Source organism: Streptomyces sp. BBFR25 (genome assembly GCF_044590125.1).
Lineage (GTDB): Bacteria > Actinomycetota > Actinomycetes > Streptomycetales > Streptomycetaceae > Streptomyces > Streptomyces canus_D.
The window spans coordinates 3788111-3807962 of the sequence record NZ_CP172447.1 but is presented as its reverse complement, the minus strand read 5'-3'; the positions used below and the strand labels follow the sequence as shown (position 1 = coordinate 3807962).

15 protein-coding genes are annotated in these 19852 nt (G+C 74.1%); 12 read left to right on the top strand and 3 right to left on the bottom strand.

Annotated features, from left to right (window positions below):
• The first annotated feature begins 7 nt into the window (after window positions 1-7).
• Window positions 8-2866, top strand: coding sequence for an FAD-binding and (Fe-S)-binding domain-containing protein (locus tag ACGH52_RS17155; protein ID WP_399940380.1), 2859 nt, complete (start codon window positions 8-10; stop codon window positions 2864-2866).
• A gap of 18 nt (window positions 2867-2884) precedes the next feature.
• On the opposite strand, the gene ACGH52_RS17150 is transcribed toward ACGH52_RS17155, so the two are convergent.
• On the bottom strand, window positions 2885-4045 hold the full coding sequence (locus ACGH52_RS17150; protein WP_399940377.1) for an alpha/beta hydrolase family protein: 1161 nt from the start codon (window positions 4043-4045) through the stop codon (window positions 2885-2887).
• A gap of 185 nt (window positions 4046-4230) precedes the next feature.
• On the opposite strand from ACGH52_RS17150, the gene ACGH52_RS17145 reads away from it, so the two are divergent.
• From ACGH52_RS17145 to ACGH52_RS17135, 3 genes are all read left to right on the top strand, one after another.
• Window positions 4231-4773 carry an MOSC domain-containing protein gene (locus ACGH52_RS17145; protein WP_210974000.1) on the top strand — a complete coding sequence of 181 codons (543 nt, stop codon included), beginning with the start codon at window positions 4231-4233 and terminating at the stop codon, window positions 4771-4773.
• 167 nt (window positions 4774-4940) lie between these two features.
• The gene (locus ACGH52_RS17140; protein WP_399940374.1) at window positions 4941-6428 is read left to right on the top strand and encodes an FG-GAP and VCBS repeat-containing protein; all 1488 of its coding nucleotides are present in this window, start codon (window positions 4941-4943) and stop codon (window positions 6426-6428) included.
• Between the two features lie 138 nt (window positions 6429-6566).
• The gene (locus ACGH52_RS17135) at window positions 6567-7139 is read left to right on the top strand and encodes a DinB family protein (protein WP_076975566.1); all 573 of its coding nucleotides are present in this window, start codon (window positions 6567-6569) and stop codon (window positions 7137-7139) included.
• 65 nt (window positions 7140-7204) lie between these two features.
• On the opposite strand, the gene ACGH52_RS17130 is transcribed toward ACGH52_RS17135, so the two are convergent.
• Window positions 7205-7657: an NUDIX hydrolase gene (locus tag ACGH52_RS17130; RefSeq protein ID WP_399940371.1), complete on the bottom strand. Its 453-nt coding sequence runs from the start codon at window positions 7655-7657 to the stop codon at window positions 7205-7207.
• A 197-nt stretch (window positions 7658-7854) separates the two neighbouring features.
• Between ACGH52_RS17130 and ACGH52_RS17125 the strand changes: the two genes are divergently transcribed.
• On the top strand, window positions 7855-8841 hold the full coding sequence (locus ACGH52_RS17125; protein ID WP_399940368.1) for an EamA family transporter: 987 nt from the start codon (window positions 7855-7857) through the stop codon (window positions 8839-8841).
• 45 nt (window positions 8842-8886) lie between these two features.
• Here the strand turns inward: ACGH52_RS17125 and ACGH52_RS17120 are convergent, their stop codons facing one another.
• Window positions 8887-9585 carry a DUF4097 family beta strand repeat-containing protein gene (locus ACGH52_RS17120; protein ID WP_121701089.1) on the bottom strand — a complete coding sequence of 233 codons (699 nt, stop codon included), beginning with the start codon at window positions 9583-9585 and terminating at the stop codon, window positions 8887-8889.
• Window positions 9586-9831: 246 nt separating this feature from the next.
• On the opposite strand from ACGH52_RS17120, the gene ACGH52_RS17115 reads away from it, so the two are divergent.
• The 7 genes from ACGH52_RS17115 to ACGH52_RS17085 all read left to right on the top strand — a co-directional run bounded on the left by ACGH52_RS17115 (window position 9832) and on the right by ACGH52_RS17085 (window position 19850).
• Entirely contained in the window at window positions 9832-10641 is an 810-nt protein-coding gene (locus ACGH52_RS17115; protein ID WP_076975617.1) for a GbsR/MarR family transcriptional regulator, read from the top strand.
• A gap of 44 nt (window positions 10642-10685) precedes the next feature.
• On the top strand, window positions 10686-12473 hold the full coding sequence (locus ACGH52_RS17110; RefSeq protein WP_399940364.1) for a serine/threonine-protein kinase: 1788 nt from the start codon (window positions 10686-10688) through the stop codon (window positions 12471-12473).
• Window positions 12474-12630: 157 nt separating this feature from the next.
• A complete protein-coding gene (locus tag ACGH52_RS17105) occupies window positions 12631-13443 on the top strand; it encodes a TIGR03084 family metal-binding protein (RefSeq protein WP_399940361.1) in 813 nt (270 codons plus the stop codon).
• Window positions 13440-15122, top strand: a complete 1683-nt coding sequence (locus ACGH52_RS17100; RefSeq protein ID WP_399940358.1) for an acyclic terpene utilization AtuA family protein — start codon at window positions 13440-13442, stop codon at window positions 15120-15122. The genes ACGH52_RS17105 and ACGH52_RS17100 overlap by 4 nt, the downstream gene beginning before the upstream one ends.
• Window positions 15123-15159: 37 nt before the next feature.
• Window positions 15160-16767 (top strand): acyl-CoA carboxylase subunit beta, encoded by a 1608-nt coding sequence (locus ACGH52_RS17095; protein WP_399940355.1) that lies wholly within the window; start codon window positions 15160-15162, stop codon window positions 16765-16767.
• 9 nt (window positions 16768-16776) lie between these two features.
• Window positions 16777-18621 carry an acetyl/propionyl/methylcrotonyl-CoA carboxylase subunit alpha gene (locus ACGH52_RS17090; RefSeq protein ID WP_399940352.1) on the top strand — a complete coding sequence of 615 codons (1845 nt, stop codon included), beginning with the start codon at window positions 16777-16779 and terminating at the stop codon, window positions 18619-18621.
• Window positions 18622-18701: 80 nt separating this feature from the next.
• Window positions 18702-19850, top strand: coding sequence for an acyl-CoA dehydrogenase family protein (locus tag ACGH52_RS17085; protein WP_399940349.1), 1149 nt, complete (start codon window positions 18702-18704; stop codon window positions 19848-19850).
• Window positions 19851-19852: the final 2 nt, after the last annotated feature.

The following is a 19852-nucleotide window of genomic DNA, read 5'->3' as shown; positions in this document are numbered from 1 at the left end:
GGAGGGCATGACCGATCTGGAGGCAGCACTGCGCAGGGCCGTCCGCGGCGAGGTCGGGTTCGACGTCACCTCCCGGGCGCTGACCACCATGGACGCCTCGAACTACCGGCGGGTCCCGCTCGGTGTCGTGGCGCCGAGGGACGCCGACGACGTGGCGGCGGTACTGGAGGTGTGCCGCGAGCACGGCGTACCGGTGGTGGTGCGGGGCGGCGGGACGTCGATCGCCGGGCAGGCGACGGGCACCGGCGTGGTGCTCGACTTCACCCGCCACATGAACCGGCTGGTCGGTCTCGATCCGGAGGCGCGTACGGCCGTCGTCCAGCCGGGGCTCGTCCTCGACCGCCTCCAGGACGCCGCCGCCCCGCACGGTCTGCGCTTCGGCCCCGACCCCTCCACCCACAGCCGCTGCACGCTCGGCGGCATGATCGGCAACAACTCCTGCGGCTCCCACTCGGTGGCCTGGGGCACGACGGCGGACAGCGTGCGCGAGCTGAGCGTGCTGACCGCGCGGGGGCGGCGGCTGCGGCTCGGGCGGGAGTGGGCCGGGGCGCCGGAGGGCCTGCGCGACCTCGTGGACGGCGACCTGGCCCGCCTGCGCACCGGCTTCCCCGACCTCCCGCGCCGTATCTCCGGTTACGCGCTGGACGCCCTGCTCCCGGAGCGCGGCGCGGACGTGGCCCGCTCCTTCTGCGGCTCGGAGGGCACGCTGGGTGTGCTGACCGAGGCGGTCGTCCGGCTGGTCGAGTCGCCCCGCGCGCGTGCGCTGGCGGTGCTGGGATACGCCGACGAGGCGGGCGCGGCTCAGGCGGCGGCCGGGCTGCTGCCGCTCGGCCCGCTGACCGTGGAGGGCATGGCGGTGGACCTGGTGCCGGTGTCGGCCGCGGCCCTGCTGCCCCGGGGCGGGGCGTGGCTGTTCGTGGAGACGGGCGGCGCGTCGGCGGCGGAGGCCCGCGCGCGTGCGGAGGCGGTCGTGCGCGCGGCCGACGTCGTGGACGCGCTGGTGGTCACCGACCCGGCCGGGCAGCGGGCGCTGTGGCGCATCCGGGAGGACGCGAGCGGGACGGCGACGCGGATGCCGGACGGCGCGGAGGCGTGGCCCGGCTGGGAGGACTGCGCGGTGCCGCCGGCCCGGCTGGGCGCCTACCTGCGGGACTTCCGGGGCCTCCTGTCCGCCCATGGCCTGCGCGGCACGCCGTACGGGCACTTCGGGGACGGCTGCATCCACGTACGCATCGACTTCGACCTGTTGACGGACGCGGGGGTGGCCCGCTTCCGCCGCTTCTCGGAGGAGCTGGCGGATCTGGTCGTGGCGCACGGGGGTTCCCTGTCCGGGGAGCACGGGGACGGCCAGGCGCGGGCCGAGCTGCTGCCGAGGATGTACGGCGCGGAGACGGTCGCCCTGTTCGAGCGCGCGAAGGCCGTCTGGGACCCGGACGACCTCCTCAACCCCGGCATGCTGGTCCGCCCAGCGCCGCTCGACGCGAACCTCCGCTTCTCCGTCCTGCCGCGGCAGCCGGTGGACGTGGAGTTCGGCTACCCGTCCGACGGCGGGGACTTCTCGGCGGCGGTGCGCCGCTGCGTGGGGGTCGCCAAGTGCCGTACGACGTCGGTGCCGGGCGCGGGTGTGATGTGTCCGTCCTTCCGGGCGACGGGGGAGGAGGAGCACTCCACGCGGGGCCGGGCCCGCCTGCTGCACGAGATGCTCGCGGGCGAGCTGGTGACGGACGGCTGGCGGTCGACGGAGGTCCGGGACGCCCTGGACCTGTGCCTGTCCTGCAAGGGCTGCCGCTCCGACTGCCCGGTCGGGGTCGACATGGCCACGTACAAGGCGGAGTTCCTGCACCACCACTACGCCGGGCGCCGCCGTCCCGCCGCCCACTACGCGATGGGGTGGCTGCCGGTGTGGCTGCGCTGGGCGGCACGGCTGCGGGCGGCGCCGGTCGTCAACGCGCTCGCTTCGGCAGGGCCGTTGGCCGCGGTGGCCAAGCGGCTGGGTGGGATCGCGGGGGAGCGGGAGGTGCCGCGGCTGGCGAGGGAGACGTTCAGCAGGTGGTGGCGGGGGCGGGGAGGGCGGCCGTCCGAGGGCGGGGACCTGGTGGTCCTGTGGCCCGACACCTTCACCGAGCACCTCTCACCCTCCGTCGGCCGGGCGGCCGTACGGGTGCTGGAGGCGGCGGGGCTGCGGGTGGCGCTGCCGCCGACGCTGCGGGGGCGGGCGGTGATCGGGGACGGCACGTCGAGGTCGGCCCTCGCGCTGCCGACAGCCCGCCGGGGCCGGGTCTGCTGCGGCCTGACGTACGTGTCGACGGGCCAACTGGACCGGGCCCGCGCGGTGATGCGCCGCACGCTGGACCTGATGGCCCCGGTGCTGGAGACGTCCGCGCCGGTCGTCGTCCTTGAGCCGAGCTGTGCCGCCGCCCTGCGCACGGACCTGCCCGAGCTGCTGCACGACGACCCGCGCGCGGCCCGGCTGGCCTCGCGCGTCCTGACCTTCGCGGAGGCCCTGGAGCGCCACGCCCCCGACTGGACCCCGCCCGCCGTGAACCTTCCGGCGGTCGGCCAGACCCACTGCCACCAGCACGCGGTCCTCGGCGACACGGCCGACCGGCGCCTGCGCGCGTCGGCGGGCCTGACCGGCGAGCTGAGCGGCGGCTGCTGCGGTCTCGCGGGCAACTTCGGCTTCGAGTCCGGCCACTACGAGGTCTCGGCCGCGTGCGCGGAGGACCAGCTCCTCCCGGCGGTGCGCGAGGCGCCGGAGGGTGCGGTGGTCCTGGCGGACGGCTTCTCCTGCCGGACCCAGCTGGAGCAGCTGGCGGGGGTGCGGGGGCGGCATCTGGCGGAGGTGCTGGCGCAGGGGTTGGAGTGAGGGCGGCGGCCGGGGCTCCTACGGCCGGTGGAATTCGACCTGCGGGTGGGCGGCCGTGGGGCCCTGGAGGAGTGGCTGGGGGACGCCCCGGAGGTGGAGGTCGAAGAAGGCGCCGACATAGTCGCGGGTGATGTACCAGCCCCGCTCGTACGAGAGCGGAACGGTCGGGTCCGTGAGTCCCAGTCGTCCCGCCAGCCAGGGGAGGTCGGTGAAGGAGAAGTGCTCGGCCCCGGTCACGGTCAGCCAGCGCTTCCAACCGTGCAGTCGGTTCCAGGCAACGGGCCAGTCCGTGTCGGGGCTGTCGGGGCGGTGCGTGGACGCCGCGCCGACCATCATGAACGGGCGCCGGCCGAGCCCGGACCCCGCGTCGCGTACGAAGAAGTCCCCGTCGAGGTCGGCCCCGGCGCAGACGCGGCGGTCGGCGGCCGTCGTCGCCATGGCGGCCGCTCCGCCGATCGAATGCCCGGCGATTCCGATACGGCGCGGGTCGATGATGCTCGCCAGTGCCCCCGCTCTCCGGCGGCCGGTCAGCTCGTCGATCACGAAGGAGAGGTCCGCGGCCCGGCCCGCCACGACCGTCGCCTCGTCGACATCGACGCCGACCCGGTCGCAGGCCGCGCAGGACGGTATCCGGCCCCCGGGGAACTCCGTACCGACGGACTCGTAGGCGTGGTCCACGGCGGCGACGACGTAACCGCGGGCGGCCAGCTCCTCGGCGAGCGAGGTGAGCGTGGTGCGCGGCATCGAGAATCCGGGCGACAGCAGGACGAGGGGGAAGCGACCCGGCGCGGGGGGCGCGTCGACCTGCGCGTGCGTCCGCGTTCCCGCGACCGTCGCGGCCGGTACGACCCCGGCGAGCCCCCTGGCCTCCAGCAGGCGCCGCGCCTCGCCCTCGGTCATGTACACCGCCGGGGCCCCGCCGGACGAGCGCGCCGGGTAGGACACGGACACCAGCAGCTCCCTGCCCCGCGCCGTCGGCACCCAGGGGTCGGCGCGGCGCCGGTCGACCAGGTGCAGGGTGCGGCGGCCGACGGGGCGGGGCCCGGTGGGTGTGGGCAGCTCCAAGGTCTCGCCGGGGACCGACGACGCGGGCGCGGCGCCCAGAAGGGGGACGGACACGGCTCCCGCGAGCAGCGTGGCCAGGACGGTTCTGCGTGAGGTGCTTGATCGGTCGCTCATGCAGCCGAAGCTAGGTGCCGGGCACGGCTCAACGCGTCAGCACTGAGCGGTACTTGGGGGTAGGTCCGGAGGGTGATCCCGGGGACCGGGGTGCCACCGTGGGATCAGTTCGCCGGGACTGCCGTGCCTCGCGGGTGGAGGGTTAGGGTCGTGGCCGATCGTGTCATTGAGGAGGGGGACCGAGGATGAGCGCAATGGTGACGGCGGTCAGCAGCAACGGCGTGTACTCGTTCACCAAGCCGAACCGGGACAGCATCACGCTGCTCGCCGGGCTCGGTGTGGAGGGCGACGTCCATGCCGGCGTGACGGTCAAGCATCGCTCACGCGTCGCGCAGGACCCCACCCAGCCGAACCTGCGCCAGGTCCACCTCATCCACGAAGAGCTCTTCGCCGAGGTCGCCGCGGAGGGATTCGAGGTGGTGCCCGGTGACCTCGGCGAGAACATCACCACCCGCGGCATCGACCTGCTCGGCCTGCCGGTCGGCACGCTGCTGCGGATCGGCGAGGACACGGTGCTGGAGGTGACCGGCCTGCGCAATCCCTGCCTGCAGATCGACAACTTCCAGGACGGGCTGCTGAAGCAGGTCGTCGGCCGCGACGAGGCCGGGAACATCGTGCGCAAGGCCGGAATCATGAGCGTCGTGAAGGAGGGCGGCGCGGTGCGTCCGGGCGACACGATCGAAGCGGAGCTTCCCAGCGGGCCGCACCGGCCCCTGGAGCGGGTCTGACGGCTCGCCGCGGGGCGCGCAGACACTGGCTCCGGCTCAAGCTCTCGCCGCGGCCCGTCCGAGGCGGCGGAACCGTGTGCGGCGGCCGGTGCGTGATCGTTCGTATGGACGGTTCGGGTGATCAGGTGGAGGCGGCGGCGCGGCGGTGGGGCGGTAGGCGGACGTGGGTGATCGGGGGCGGTGCGGCCGTCGTCGCGTTGGCGGTCGCCGCGGGGATGGTGATCGCCGACGGGGGGCCGGGTGACATCGCCGCGCCGTACGGGTGCGGGACCGGCGGAATCCACGGCGCCGCGGCCTCGGCGCCCGTGCCGGACGGTGCCGCCGACTTCGACGGGGACGGGCACCCCGACCTGGCCCTCGGGTCGGGAGGAAGCGTGGCGGACGGGTCCGGCGGGGGGAGTGTCGAGGTCGCGTACGGGGCGGGGGACGGGACGCGGATCGCCCGTTGCCAGTACCTGACGCAGGACGACCCCGGGATACCGGGCGCCAACCGGGACGAGGCCTTCTTCGGGACCGACGTCGTGGCCCGCGACTTCGACGGGGACGGGTACACCGACCTCGCCGCCTCCGTCTTCGACTGGAAGCCGAGCGTGATCATCATGTGGGGGTCAGAGGACGGGCTCTCGCGTGCCGTCCGGGTGCCGGGGACGGACGGCAGCCACGTCGCCTGGGGCACCGACCCGATCCTGGACGAGCAGCTCGCCGCCGGTGACTTCGACGGGGACCGGCACCCCGACCTGGTCTTCGGGCTCGGTTCCGACAAGGGGCTGCTCAAGGGGCCCTTCGGGCGGGACGGCACCCCCGCCGACACGGGCCGCGTCCCCGCTCCGCGCCGTCCCGCCCCGGACGTCGCGGACGCGAACTACGACGACCTCCTCGCCGGGGACCTCGACGGCGACGGCGTCGACGACCTGGTGAGTTTCCACGACGCCGACACCGGACCCGAGGTGCCCTGGCGCGAGCGGACCCAGCCGGTGAGCTATCTGCGCGGCGGCCGGGACGGCTTCACGCAGCCCGAGGACACCCGGCTCCCGTACGCGGGCGAGGGGGCGATCGGCGACGTGGACGGCGACGGCATCGACGACCTGGTGCTCAGTCCCCGGGGCGGCGACGCGAGCCGCAGCTCGGTGACGGTGGCGTACGGGGCGAAGGCGGGACCGGGGGCGAGGACGACGACCGTCGACAGGGACACCCCGGGCGTGCCCGGCGGGGAACCCCAGGACGAGGACGCCGTCTTCACCAGCCTGGACACGGGCGACGTCAACGGCGACGGGTACGCCGACGTGGTCGCCGGGGCGCCCCGGTGGGACATTTACGGGGAGCCGGGGCCGGAGCAGGTGCTGTACCTGGCGGGCGGGCCGGACGGGCTCAGCGGGAAGGGGGCCCGGCTGGTCGACGGGGCCGACCTGGGCGCCGCCCCGGGCGGGGACGCCGACTTCGGCAGCGCGGTGGGCCTCACCGACCTGGACGGCGACGGCCGCGCCGACCTCGTGGTGACCGCGCCTGGCAGCGACACGGTCGACGGGGTCGCCCACCTGCTGCCCGGTACCGCCGACGGGCCGTCCACCGCGGGCGTCACCCGGCTGACCGGGGACGCCTTCGACGACACCGAGGGACTGGGTCTGCTGATGGGCGGCGGGGAGATCGCCCACTAGGCAGCCCGTCCCCTCGCGGCTCCTCGCCCGCTGGGTCCGGCCTTTCCCGGAAGCCCGGCGATCTAGGACCTGATCTGACCTAGACGGCCCCTAGCGTGGTCCTCGACCGACGGAGCAGGAACACCGGAAGGCGAGACCATGACCACCGACGCATCCAGCACCAGCGAGCCCACCACCCGCGACCTGACCGGGGCCCCGGCCCTCACCGGCGAGCGCGCCGACCTGCTGGAGGCGCTGGCCAAGCAGCGGCACTTCCTGCGCTTCACCACCCGTGACCTCACCGACGAGCAGGCCGGGCTGCGGCCCACCGCCAGTGAGCTGTGCCTGGGCGGCCTGATCAAGCACGTCACCGCGGTCGAGCGGAACTGGACCGGCTTCATCGTGGACGGCCCCTCCACGATGGGTGACTTCACCGCCATGACCGAGGCCGACTGGGCCCGGCGGGCCGACGAGTTCAAGATGCTGCCCGGCGAGACGCTGGCCGGTGTGCTGGACGACTACGCCGAGGTGGCCCGCCGGACCGGGGAACTGGTCGCCACGCTGCCCGACCTGGGGGCCACGCAGCCGTTGCCGAAGGCGCCGTGGTTCGAGGCGGACACCGAGTGGTCGGCCCGCCGGGTGCTGATGCACGTCATCGCCGAGACCGCCCAGCACGCGGGCCACGCCGACATCATCCGGGAGACCCTGGACGGCGCCAAGAGCATGGGGTGACCGGCGGCGGTCCGGCCGGGCCGCCGGTCGGGGTCGCTTCGGAAAGCGGTCCTCGCGCAGTCAGCTCAGGGTGCCGTCTCGCCCCGCACCAGCGGGCGGCACACCGGCTGGACGTCCTCGGGGAGTTCGTCCGGGCGGCACCAGCGGGCCTCCAGGATCTCGAACGGGTCGAGGCGCAGCTCCCCGCCGACCAGCCGGGCCTCGTACGCCACCTCCAGGCGGGTGCGCAGGCCGCTGTTCAGCATGACCAGCCGGCCCACCTCCACGTTCAGGCCGGTCTCCTCCCTGACCTCCCGGACGACGGTCTGCCGGAGGTCCTCGCCCTTGTGCGCGAAGCCGCTCGGCAGACCCCACTGGCGGCCCGGCGCCCACATCCGGTGCTTCAGCATCAGGACCCGCCCCTCGTCGTCCCGTACGACGCCGGTCACGCCGACCACGAACTTGGCGTTCACCAGCCACATCAGGCGGCTCTGGACGGGGCGCAGCAGGCGCCAGAGGCGGGTCAGGAGTCGGCTCACCCGGTGGACGGTACCCGCTCGGTACGCGGCCGGGACGGGGCGGTCCCGGCTCGCCCGGCGGACGGGCGTTGACAGCCGTACGTCCCGGCCCTGACAGTTGCGTAAAAGTGCTACATGCCTGACAACGTCCATTACGCTGGACCGTGCAGTGCAGCGTACTGAACGATGTCCACCCCGCACACCGTCCCGGAGCCCCCGTGAGTACCCCCAGCGCCACCCCCGGCACCTCGTCCCCGGCCGCCGCGCCCGCCGCCGTCGGCCACGCGTCCGTGCCGGAGGGCGCGCCGGGCGGGCGGTTCGGCTCCCTCGGCCCGGTCGGCCTGGTCCTCGCCGGTGGCGTCTCCGTGCAGTTCGGTGCCGCGCTGGCGGTGAGCCTGATGCCGCGGGCCGGGGCGCTCGGCGTGGTGACCCTGCGGCTGGCCGTGGCCGCCGTCGTCATGCTCCTGGTGTGCCGGCCCCGGCTGCGCGGCCATTCCCGGGCCGACTGGGGCACGGTCGTCGTCTTCGGCATCGCCATGGCGGGGATGAACGGCCTCTTCTACCAGGCCGTCGACCGCATCCCGCTCGGCCCCGCCGTCACCCTGGAGGTGCTCGGCCCGCTCGCCCTGTCCGTGTTCGCCTCGCGCCGCGCGGTCAACCTGGTCTGGGCCGGGCTCGCCCTGGCGGGCGTCTTCCTGCTGGGCGGCGGCGGCTTCGAGGACCTCGACCCGGCCGGTGCCGCCTTCGCCCTGGCGGCGGGCGCCATGTGGGCGGCGTACATCGTCTTCAGCGCCCGCACCGGACGCCGTTTCCCGCAGGCCGACGGGCTGGCCCTGGCGATGGCGGTCGGGGCGCTGCTGTTCCTGCCGCTGGGTGTCGTCGAGTCGGGGGCGAAGCTGATCGACCCGCAGACGCTCGCGCTGGGCGCCGGGGTCGCCCTGCTCTCCTCCGTCCTGCCCTACACCCTCGAACTGCTCGCCCTGCGCCGCCTGCCCGCGCCGACCTTCGCCATCCTCATGAGCCTGGAGCCCGCCATCGCCGCGGCGGCCGGATTCCTCATCCTCGACCAGGCCCTGACCGCCACCCAGTCCGCGGCCATCGCCCTCGTCATCGCGGCGAGCATGGGCGCCGTACGGACCCAGATGGGACGTCGGGCCGGAGGACGCCGGGGACGCCGGACCAAGGCGCTGTCCGACGTCCCCTAGCCCGGCCCGGTGTCCGGTGCCCGGTGTCCGGTGCCCGGTGCCCGGTCAGAGGCTGCGGGCGGTGATGTCGCCGTGGGAGGTGGTCGCGCGGATCGCCAGGGTGGCGCCGTCGCCGCCGTTCACCAGGGCGTTGTCGATCCGGCCGTAGGACGTGCCGGCGTCCAACGAGGCGGAGACGCCGCGGGCGGCGCCGACCGAGATGTCGCCGGACTCGGTGCGCAGCTCGACCGAACCGCCCATCGCCTCGGCCACGTGCAGGTCACCCTGCTGCGTGCTGATCCGGGCCGCTCCGCCCAGCCGGCCGACCGAGATGTCGCCCGCCATGAGCGACAGGCGCGCACCGGCGGTCTCGTCGAGCTTGACCGTGCCCTGCGCACCCTCCAGGGTGACGTCGCCGAGCCGTCCGACGCCCCGGAACTCGGCGGCGGCCGTCTTCGCCTCGACGTGCGAACCTGCGGGCAGCTGCACGGTCACCTCGACGGACCCGGAGTCACCCACCAGCCGGCCCTGCGCCGACGTGGTCGCGATCCGCAGGACCCCGTCGCCGTACTCGACCGTGGTCCGCTCCGCGGCGGCCAGGTCGCGGCTCTTGGCGGCGTCGGCGGGAAGGACCTCGACGGTGGTGTCGGCCCGGTCGGCGGCGATGAACCGGATACGTCCCGCGGGGATGTCGAGGACGGCCGAGATCGGGGCGGCGGTGTCGAACTTCCGCGTGCTGCTCGGGATGCTCGGGTTCTGCTGCATGGTGTGCTCCCTCGGTTCGTCCTCGTGGTTTCTGATGAGTGAAACGCTACGTTGCGTTCATGGGTCTGGCAATGAGTTTGTTGCGCACTAACCGTGTAAGTGCAGGCAGTTGCGTCTTTTTCATTGCAATGGAGATGGGGGGTAATGCAACGCGCGAGTCGATGCGTTGCAATGGAGTGCGAGTGAACGCTATGGTCGCGGTGTCGGAGGAGCCCGTGCGGCCGTGAGGCCGTGAAGGAGGTCGTCGTGCCGGGAGGCAGACTCACCCAGACCGAACGCCAGCAGATCGCCCTCGGCCTGGCCGACGGCCTCGCCTACGCCGAGATCGCCCGGCGCCTCGACCGCCCGACCTCCACGGTCACGCGCGAGGTGATGCGCAACGGCGGCCCGAACGCCTACCGCGCCGACCTCGCCCACCGCGCCACCGAACACCGCGCCCACCGGCGCAGGCGGGCCACGCCGTCCGGGGACGGGCAGGCCCTCGCGCAGGCGGACGGCCGGGACGAAGAGGCGGTGCGCGAGTACGAGGAGACGTTCACCACCGTCCTCATGGCGTCCGGCATGCCCAAGATGACGGCCCGGGTGTGGGCCTGTCTCACCCTCACCGACTCCGGCAGCCTCACCGCGTCCGAGCTGGCCCGGCGGCTTCGGGTCAGCCCTGCCTCGGTCTCCAAGGCGATCGCCTTCCTGGAGGGCCAGGACATGATCCGCCGCGAGCGCGACGAAGGCCGCCGGGAGCGCTACGTCGTCGACAACGACGTCTGGTACCAGTCGATGATGGCCAGCGCCCGCTCCACCGCCCACCTCGTCGAGACCGCGCGGCAGGGCATCGGCGTCCTCGGCCCCCGCACCCCGGCCGCCGTCCGCCTGGAGAACATCGCCCGCTTCCTCGACTTCGTCTCCGAGAGCATCGCCCGCGCCGCGGAACAGGCCCGCGAGATCCTCAACTCCGCGCCCGCGGCGCCACCGGACGTCGTCGGCCCGTCGGCTCCGGACGCCGCCGACGGGTCCGGTCCTGACGGCCCCGAGGGCATCGGCCGTCCCGCCACCGCATAGGCTGCGTACCTGGTCAGCTCATCGGGATCACGGGGAGGGAACCGATGAATCACACGGCCGAGGTCTTCCAGCCCTTGCAGGACGACGACCCGCGCACGGTGGCCGGTTACCGTCTCGCGGCCCGGCTCGGAGCGGGCGGCATGGGACGGGTGTACCTGTCGCACACCCGCGGCGGCCGGCCCGTGGCCATCAAGGTCGTCCGGTCGGAACTGGCCGACGACCCGACCTTCCGGCGGCGTTTCGGCCGGGAGATCAAGGCGGCCCGCAGGGTCAAGGGCGCGTACACCGCCGAACTGATCGACGCCGACCCGGACGGCGCCCCGCCCTGGCTGGCCACGCTGTACGTGCCCGGACCCTCCCTGTCGGGAGCCGTCGCCCGGAGCGGGCCGCTGCCGGTGCCCGCGGTGCTGTGGCTGATGGCGGGGGTCGCCGAGGCGCTGCAGGCCATCCACGGCACGGGCATCGTGCACCGGGACCTCAAGCCGGCGAACGTACTGCTGGCCGCCGACGGACCGCGGGTCATCGACTTCGGCATCTCGCTCGCCGCCGACAGCACCGCGCACACCGCCACGGGCGCCACCATCGGCACGCCCCAGTACATGGCCCCCGAGCAGGCGTCCGCGGGTGACATCACGGCGGCCACCGACGTCTTCGCGCTCGGGCAGACGGCCGCCTTCGCGGCACTCGGCAAGCCGCTGTACGGCGACGGCCCGGCCGCCACTGTGCTGTACCGGATCGTCCACTCGGAGCCCGACCTGTCCGGGCTGCCCGAGCGCCTGCGCGGCCTGCTCGGACGGTGCCTGGCCGCCGACCCCGAGGAACGGGCCACCCCGGCGGAGATCGTCGAGTGGTGCCGCCGGGAGCTGGGCCGGGACGGCGCGGAGGAAACCGGTCCGGCCGTGTGGCGGGAGATCGCCGGGCCGCCGGTGGCGGTGCCGCCGCCGGTCGCGGCCACCGGACCGGCGACCGCCGCGGCTCCGGTCGTGGCCCCGGGCCCGACCGCGGTGCACACGGCGCCGTGGACCGCCCCGCAGCCGGGGGCCGTCCCGCAGGGAACCGCCCCGGCGCCCTGGCCGGGCGCCGCCGGACCGTGGGGGCCGGCCGTGCCGCAGCGGCCCACCGGGCCGGAGGAGCGGAAGCGGCGACGGAGACGCGCCGTCCTGATATCGGCTTCCGCCGTCGTCGCGTGCGGGCTGTTGATCGCGGCGGGGGCGGCGCTTCTGGACGCGGCGGGCCGCGGCATCGACCGGGCCCGGGACGCGGTCGCGTCGCGCTCCGCGTCTGACGCACCGTCCGGTCCCGCGTCCGCGTCCGGTACGCCTCGTCCGGTGGCGGAGGGGTCGGCCCCGGAAACCGGGGATGATGCCGCAGCGGGGGCCGGTGCGGGGGCCGCCTCGTCGGCCGGACGGTCGGACGGCGGGTCCGGCGGTTCCGCCGCCGGGACGACGACGCCACGGGCCCACGCCCACGGCGCCCTGCTGGTGAACGCCGACAACTCGATCAGCCTCACCGAAGGCACGATGCGCGAGGACCGCAAGGGGGACGTCCGCTTCGACTGCGCGAACGCGAGCTGTGCCCTGGAGAGCGACACCAGCGTCTTCACGATGCTGTTCGGTGACCCGGGCGCCACGTACGAGGAGTGCCGCGACATGACCGGTCGGGACTCCCTCCGCCGCCTCCCACTGGCCGCCGCGTCCGCCGGCCAGGAGATCTGCGTCAGGCGGGACAACGGAGACATCGCACTGTTCGTCGTCCAGGTGAAGTCGACCGCCCTGCCGGAGGCCGCCTTCATCACCATGGACACCACGGTCTGGCCGGCCGAGGAGGACTGAGACCGCGCGGTCGTCCAGCGGCCTGACGCATGAGCCGGGCCGCTTCCGCCTGTCTCCGCCCGGCAAAATCATGCAAGCGTGCTTGATTGTTACCGGCACCCCTGCCATGCTCCTCACCACACCGCGCCGCACATCGCCGTGCCCGAGGGGAGCGCCCGTGTCCGACCCGACGCCCGTGATCGACGACCTGCGCGAGGAGGGCGAGGAACTCGACGCCCTGGTCGCCGAGTTGAGCCCGGAGGACTGGCGCCTGGCCACCCCGGCGCCCGGCTGGACCATCGCCCACCAGATCGCGCACCTGAACTGGACCGACCGCGCCGCCCTGGTCGCCGTCACCGACGAGAACGGGTTCAAGGCACTGGTCGAACAGGCCCTCGCCGCGCCCGACCGGTACGTCGACGACGGCGCCGAGCAGGGCGCCGAACAGGACCCCGCCGCGCTGCTGGCCGCCTGGCGGCAGGACCGCGCCGCCCTCGACGAGGCACTGCGCGCCGCCGCCCCCGGCGCACGCTTCCCCTGGTACGGCCCGCCCATGGCCACCGCCTCCATGGCCACCGCCCGCCTGATGGAGACCTGGGCCCACGGCCTGGACGTCGCGGCGGCCCTCGGCGCGTCCCGCCCGCCCACCGACCGCCTGCGGCACGTCGCCCGCATCGGCGTCCGCGCCCGGGACTTCGCCTACGCCGCCCACGGACTCACCCCGCCCGCGCAGCAGTTCCGCGTCGAACTCACCGGCCCGGGCGGCGACCTGTGGACGTACGGCCCCGAGGACGCCCCGCAGCGCGTCACCGGCCCCGCGCTCGACTTCTGCCTCCTCGCCACCCAGCGCGCCCACCGCGCCGACCTCGCCCTCACCGCCGAGGGCCCGGACGCCGACCGCTGGCTGGACATCGCCCAGGCCTTCGCCGGACCGCCCGGAGCCGGACGCCCGCCCGGAGCCGGACGCCCGCCGAAGGGGGAGTCCCCGTGAGCGTGCTCCGCGTCGGCAACGCCTCGGGGTTCTACGGCGACCGCTTCTCCGCCATGCGCGAGATGCTCACCGGCGGCGAGCTGGACGTCCTCACCGGCGACTACCTCGCCGAGCTGACGATGCTCATCCTGGGCCGGGACCGGCTGAAGGACCCCGGCGCCGGATACGCCCGCACCTTCCTGCGGCAGTTGGAGGAGTGCCTCGGGCTCGCCCACGAGCGGGGGGTGCGCATCGTCGCCAACGCGGGCGGCCTCAACCCGGCCGGACTCGCCGACGCCGTACGGGCGCTGGCCGAGCGGCTCGGCGTCCCGGTGCGGGTCGCGCACGTCGAGGGCGACGACCTCACCGCCGCCCACCCGGGAGCGCTGGCCGCGCACGCCTACCTCGGCGGCTTCGGCATCGCCGCGTGCCTGCGGGCCGGCGCGGACGTGGTCGTCACCGGCCGCGTCACCGACGCCGCGCTGGTCACCGGGCCCGCCGTCGCACACTTCGGCTGGGAGCCGACGGAGTACGACCGGCTCGCGGGCGCGGTCGTCGCCGGGCACCTGCTGGAGTGCGGGGCACAGGTGACCGGCGGCAACTACGCCTTCTTCCGGGACGGCGACGTACGGCACCCCGGCTTCCCGCTCGCCGAACTGCACGCCGACGGCACCTCGGTCGTCACCAAGCACGACGGCACCGGCGGCTTCGTCGACGTCGGCACGGTCACCGCCCAGCTGCTGTACGAGACGGGCGGCGCCCGGTACGCCGGACCCGACGTCACCGCCCGGCTGGACACCGTACGGCTCAGCCAGGAGGGCCCCGACCGGGTCCGCGTCGAGGGCGTGCGCGGCGAGGCACCGCCGCCCACCCTCAAGGTCGGCCTCAACCGCCTCGGCGGCTTCCGCAACGAGGTCGTCTTCGTCCTCACCGGCCTGGACGTCGAGGCCAAGGCCGACCTGGTCCGGGCGCAGATGGAACCCGCCCTCGGGAAGATCGCCGACGTCCGCTGGGACCTGGCCCGCACCGACCGGCCCGACGCCCCCACCGAGGAGACGGCCAGCGCCCTGCTGCGGCTCGTCGTCCGGGACGCCGACCAGCAGGTCGTCGGACGGGCGTTGAGCGGCGCCGCGATCGAGCTGGCCCTGGCCGGATACCCCGGGTTCCATGTGCTGGCGCCACCCGGGAAGGGCGCGCCCTATGGGGTCTTCGAGGATGTGTACGTCCCCCATGGGGCCGTGGACCATGTGGCCGTCCTCCATGACGGGCGGCGTGTGAGTGTGCCACCACCACGACCACCGGCCCAGGACACCGGCGTACCCGCACATGTGCCGGAACCACCCCTGCCGCGGCCACTCCCACCGGGGCCCGTCCGCCGCGCCCCCCTCGGCCTCGTCGCCGGAGCCCGCAGCGGCGACAAGGGCGGCAACGCCAACGTCGGCGTGTGGGCGCGGACCGACGACGCCTGGCGCTGGCTCGCCCACGAGCTGACCACCGACCGGTTCCGCGAGCTGATCCCCGAGGCCCGCGACCTGCCCGTCACCCGGCACCAGCTCCCCCACCTGCGCGCCCTCAACTTCGTCGTCGAGGGCATCCTCGGCGAGGGCGTCGCCGCGCAGGCCCGCTTCGACCCGCAGGCCAAGGCGCTCGGCGAATGGCTGCGCGCCCGGCACCTGGACATCCCGGAGAGCCTGCTGTGACCGTCCCGCCGTACACCCCCGCCCCGGAGGTCCTGCCGTGACCGTCCTCGCCTCCGCCCTGGACCCCACCGACCCCGACCACCGCGCCCACCGCGAGGCCATGCTCGCCAAACTCGCCGACCTGGACGCCGAACACGCCAAGGCCCTCGCGGGCGGCGGCGAGAAGTACGTCGCCCGGCACCGCAAGCGCGGCAAGCTCCTCGCCCGCGAGCGCATCGAGCTGCTCCTCGACCCCGACACGCCCTTCCTGGAGCTGTCACCGCTCGCGGCCTGGGGGAGCGAGGCCCCCGGATACACCGTCGGCGCCTCCCTCGTCACCGGCATCGGCGTCGTCGAGGGCGTCGAGTGCCTGATCACCGCCAACGACCCGACCGTGCGCGGCGGCGCCAGCAACCCCTGGTCGCTGAAGAAGGCCCTGCGCGCCAACGACATCGCCCTCGCCAACCGGCTGCCCTGCATCAGCCTCGTCGAGTCCGGCGGCGCCGACCTGCCCTCCCAGAAGGAGATCTTCATCCCCGGCGGCGCGATCTTCCGGGACCTCACCCGGCTGTCGGCGGCCGGCATCCCCACCGTCGCCGTGGTCTTCGGCAACTCGACCGCCGGGGGCGCCTACATCCCCGGCATGTCCGACCACGTGATCATGGTCAAGGAGCGCGCGAAGGTCTTCCTCGGCGGGCCGCCGCTGGTCAAGATGGCCACCGGCGAGGAGAGCGACGACGAGTCGTTGGGCGGCGCCGAGATGCACGCCCGCACCTCCGGCCTCGCCGACCACTTCGCCGTCGACGAACCGGACGCCCTGCGCCAGGCCCGTCGCGTCGTCGCCCGCCTCAACCACCGCAAGGCGTACGCCGACCCGCCCCTCGCCGAGCCGCCCAAGTACGACCCCGAGGAACTCCTCGGCATCGTCCCCGGCGACCTGCGCACCCCCTTCGACCCGCGCGAGGTCATCGCCCGGATCGTCGACGCCTCCGACTTCGACGAGTTCAAGCCCCTGTACGGGACCAGCCTGACCACCGGCTGGGCGGCCCTGCACGGCTACCCGGTCGGCATCCTCGCCAACGCCCGAGGGGTCCTGTTCAGCGAGGAGTCGCAGAAGGCGGCCCAGTTCATCCAGCTCGCCAACCAGCGCGACATCCCGCTGCTCTTCCTCCACAACACCACCGGGTACATGGTCGGCAGGGAGTACGAGCAGGGCGGCATCATCAAGCACGGCGCCATGATGATCAACGCGGTCTCCAACTCCCGCGTCCCCCACCTGTCCGTCCTCCTGGGCGCCTCCTACGGCGCCGGCCACTACGGCATGTGCGGCCGCGCCTACGACCCCCGCTTCCTCTTCGCCTGGCCCAGCGCCAAGTCCGCCGTCATGGGCCCGCAACAGCTCGCCGGGGTCCTGTCCATCGTCGCCCGCCAGTCCGCCGCCGCGAAGGGGCAGCCGTACGACGACGAGGGCGACGCCGCCCTGCGCGCCATGGTCGAGCAGCAGATCGAGTCCGAGTCGCTGCCCATGTTCCTGTCCGGACGGCTCTACGACGACGGCGTCATCGACCCGCGCGACACCCGCACCGTCCTCGGCCTGTGCCTGTCCGCCGTCCACACCGCCCCCTACGAGGGTGCGCGCGGCGGCTTCGGCGTCTTTCGGATGTGAGGAAACCCAGTGATTGCTTCCGTGCTTGTCGCCAACCGCGGCGAGATCGCCTGCCGCGTCTTCCGGACCTGCCGTGAGTGGGGAATCCGGACCGTCGCCGTGCACTCGGACGCCGACGAGAACGCCCTCCACGCGCGCGTGGCCGACGCCGCCGTACGCCTGCCGGGGTCGACGCCCGCCGAGACCTATCTGCGCGGCGAGGCGATCGTGAAGGCCGCCCTCGCCGCCGGAGCCGACGCCGTCCACCCCGGCTACGGCTTCCTCTCCGAGAACGCCGACTTCGCGCGCGCCGTGCGGGACGCGGGGCTGGTGTGGATCGGGCCGCCGCCCGAGGCCATCGAGGCGATGGCGTCCAAGACCCGCGCCAAGGAACTCCTGGGCATCGCGCCGCTCACCGACGTCACCGAGGCCGACCTGCCGGTGCTGGTGAAGGCGGCGGCGGGCGGCGGCGGACGCGGCATGCGCGTCGTACGCGACCTCGCCGACCTCGACGCGGCGCTGACCGCCGCCCGCGCGGAGGCCACGAGCGCCTTCGGCGACGGCGAGGTCTTCGTCGAGCCCTACCTGGAGAACGGCCGCCACGTCGAGGTGCAGATCCTCGCCGACGCCCACGGCACCGTCTGGGCGCTCGGCACCCGCGACTGCTCCCTCCAGCGCCGCCACCAGAAGGTCATCGAGGAGGCCCCGGCACCCGGCCTGACCCCCGACCTCACCGCCGAACTCCACGACCTCGCCGTACGCGCCGCCCGCGCCGTCGACTACGTCGGCGCGGGCACCGTCGAGTTCCTCGTCGCCGACGGCACCGCGCACTTCCTGGAGATGAACACCCGCCTCCAGGTCGAACACCCCGTCACGGAGGCCGTCTTCGGCATCGACCTCGTCGCCCTCCAGCTCCGCGTCGCCGAAGGCCACGCCCTGGAAAGCGACCCCCCGCGCGCGCGTGGCCATGCCGTCGAGGCCCGCCTGTACGCCGAGGACCCGGCCCACGGCTGGGCCCCGCAGACCGGCCGCCTGCACCGCATCGCCGTCCCGGACGGCATCCGCCTGGACACCGGCTACACCGACGGCGACGACATCGGCGTCCACTACGACCCGATGCTCGCCAAGGCGGTCGCCCACGCACCCACCCGCGCGGAGGCCCTCCGCCGCCTCGCCGGTGCCCTGGAACGGGCGGCGATCCACGGCCCGGTCACCAACCGCGACCTGCTCGTCCGCTCCCTGCGCCACGAGGAGTTCACCTCCGGCCGCATGGACACGGGCTTCTACGACCGCCACCTGGCCGACCTGACGCGGTCCGCTCCCGACCCCCTCGCCCCGCTGGCCGCCGCCCTCGCCGACGCGAGCACCCGCGCGGGCCGCTTCGGCGGCTGGCGCAACCTGCCCTCACAGCCGCAGGTCAAGCGCTACGCCGTGGCGGGCGAGGAACACGAGGTCCGCTACCACCACACCCGCAACGGCCCCACCGCCGACGGCGTCCGCGTCGTCCACGCCGACGCCGAGCGGGTCGTCCTGGAGGCGGACGGCGTACGACACCGCTTCGACGTCGCCCGCTACGGCGACCACGTCCACGTCAACACCACCCGCCTCACCGCCCTGCCCCGCTTCCCCGACCCCACCACCCAGCACGCCCCCGGCTCCCTCCTGGCCCCCATGCCGGGCACGGTCGTCCGCGTCGCGGAGGGCCTGAGCGAGGGCACCACCGTCCAGGCGGGCCAGCCCCTCCTGTGGCTGGAGGCCATGAAGATGGAACACAGGATCACGGCCCCGACCACGGGAACACTCGCCGAACTGAACGCCGTACCCGGACAGCAGGTGACGGTCGGCTCCCTACTGGCGGTGGTGCAGGAGACCTAGGGGCGCGGGGCTGCATTGAATATGCGGCTCCGCCGCGTGAGCGCGACCAGCCACGACGAACCCGCACTCGAAGGAGCACAGTGACCACCCTCATCGAATCCGAAGACCACAAGTCCCTCCGCGCAGCGGTGTCCGCGTTCGCCCAAACCCACCCCCACACCGCCAACGCCGAAGACAACAACCGCCTCTGGCAAGCCGCGGCCAAGCTCGGCTACATAGGCGTCAACCTGCCGGAGGCATACGGCGGAGGCGGCGCCGGCATCACCGAACTCTCCCTCGTCCTCGAAGAGCTGGGCGCCGCCGGCAACCCCCTCCTCATGATGATCGTCTCCCCGGCGATCTGCGGCACCGTCATCGCCCGCTTCGGCACCGAGGAACAGAAACGCGAGTGGCTGCCGCCACTCGCCGACGGCACCCGCCTCATGGCCTTCGGCATCACCGAACCCGACGCCGGTTCCAACAGCCACCGCATCACCACCACCGCCCGCCGCGACGCGGCCACCGGGGACTGGATCCTCACCGGACGCAAGGTCTTCGTCTCCGGTGTCGACCTCGCCGACGCCACCCTCATCGTCGGCCGCACCGAAGACGCCCGCACCGGCAAGCTCAAGCCCTGCCTGTTCATCGTCCCCCGCGACACCCCCGGCTTCGAGCGCCGCCCCATCGACATGGAACTCAACGCGGTGGAACGGCAGTTCGAGCTGACCCTCGACGACGTACGGCTGCCCGCCGACGCCCTGGTCGGCGACGAGGACGCGGGCCTCCTCCAGCTCTTCGCGGGCCTGAACCCCGAGCGCGTGATGACGGCCGCCTTCGCGATCGGCATGGGCCGCTACGCGCTCGCCAAAGCCGTCGAGTACGCCCGCGAACGCACCGTCTGGAAGACGCCCATCGGCGCCCACCAGGCCATCGCGCACCCCCTCGCGCAGGCGCACATCGACCTCGAACTCGCCCGCCTGATGATGCAGAAGGCGGCCCGCCTCTACGACGCGGGCGACGACGTGGGCGCGGGGGAGGCCGCCAACATGGCCAAGTACGCGGCCGGGGAGGCCTGCGTGAAGGCCGTCGACCAGGCCGTGCACACCCTCGGCGGCAACGGCCTCACCCGCGAGTTCGGGCTCGCCCGGCTGATCACGGCGTCGCGCGTCGCCCGTATCGCGCCCGTGAGCCGGGAGATGATCCTCAACTACGTCTCCCACCAGACCCTGGGCCTGCCCAAGTCGTACTAGGC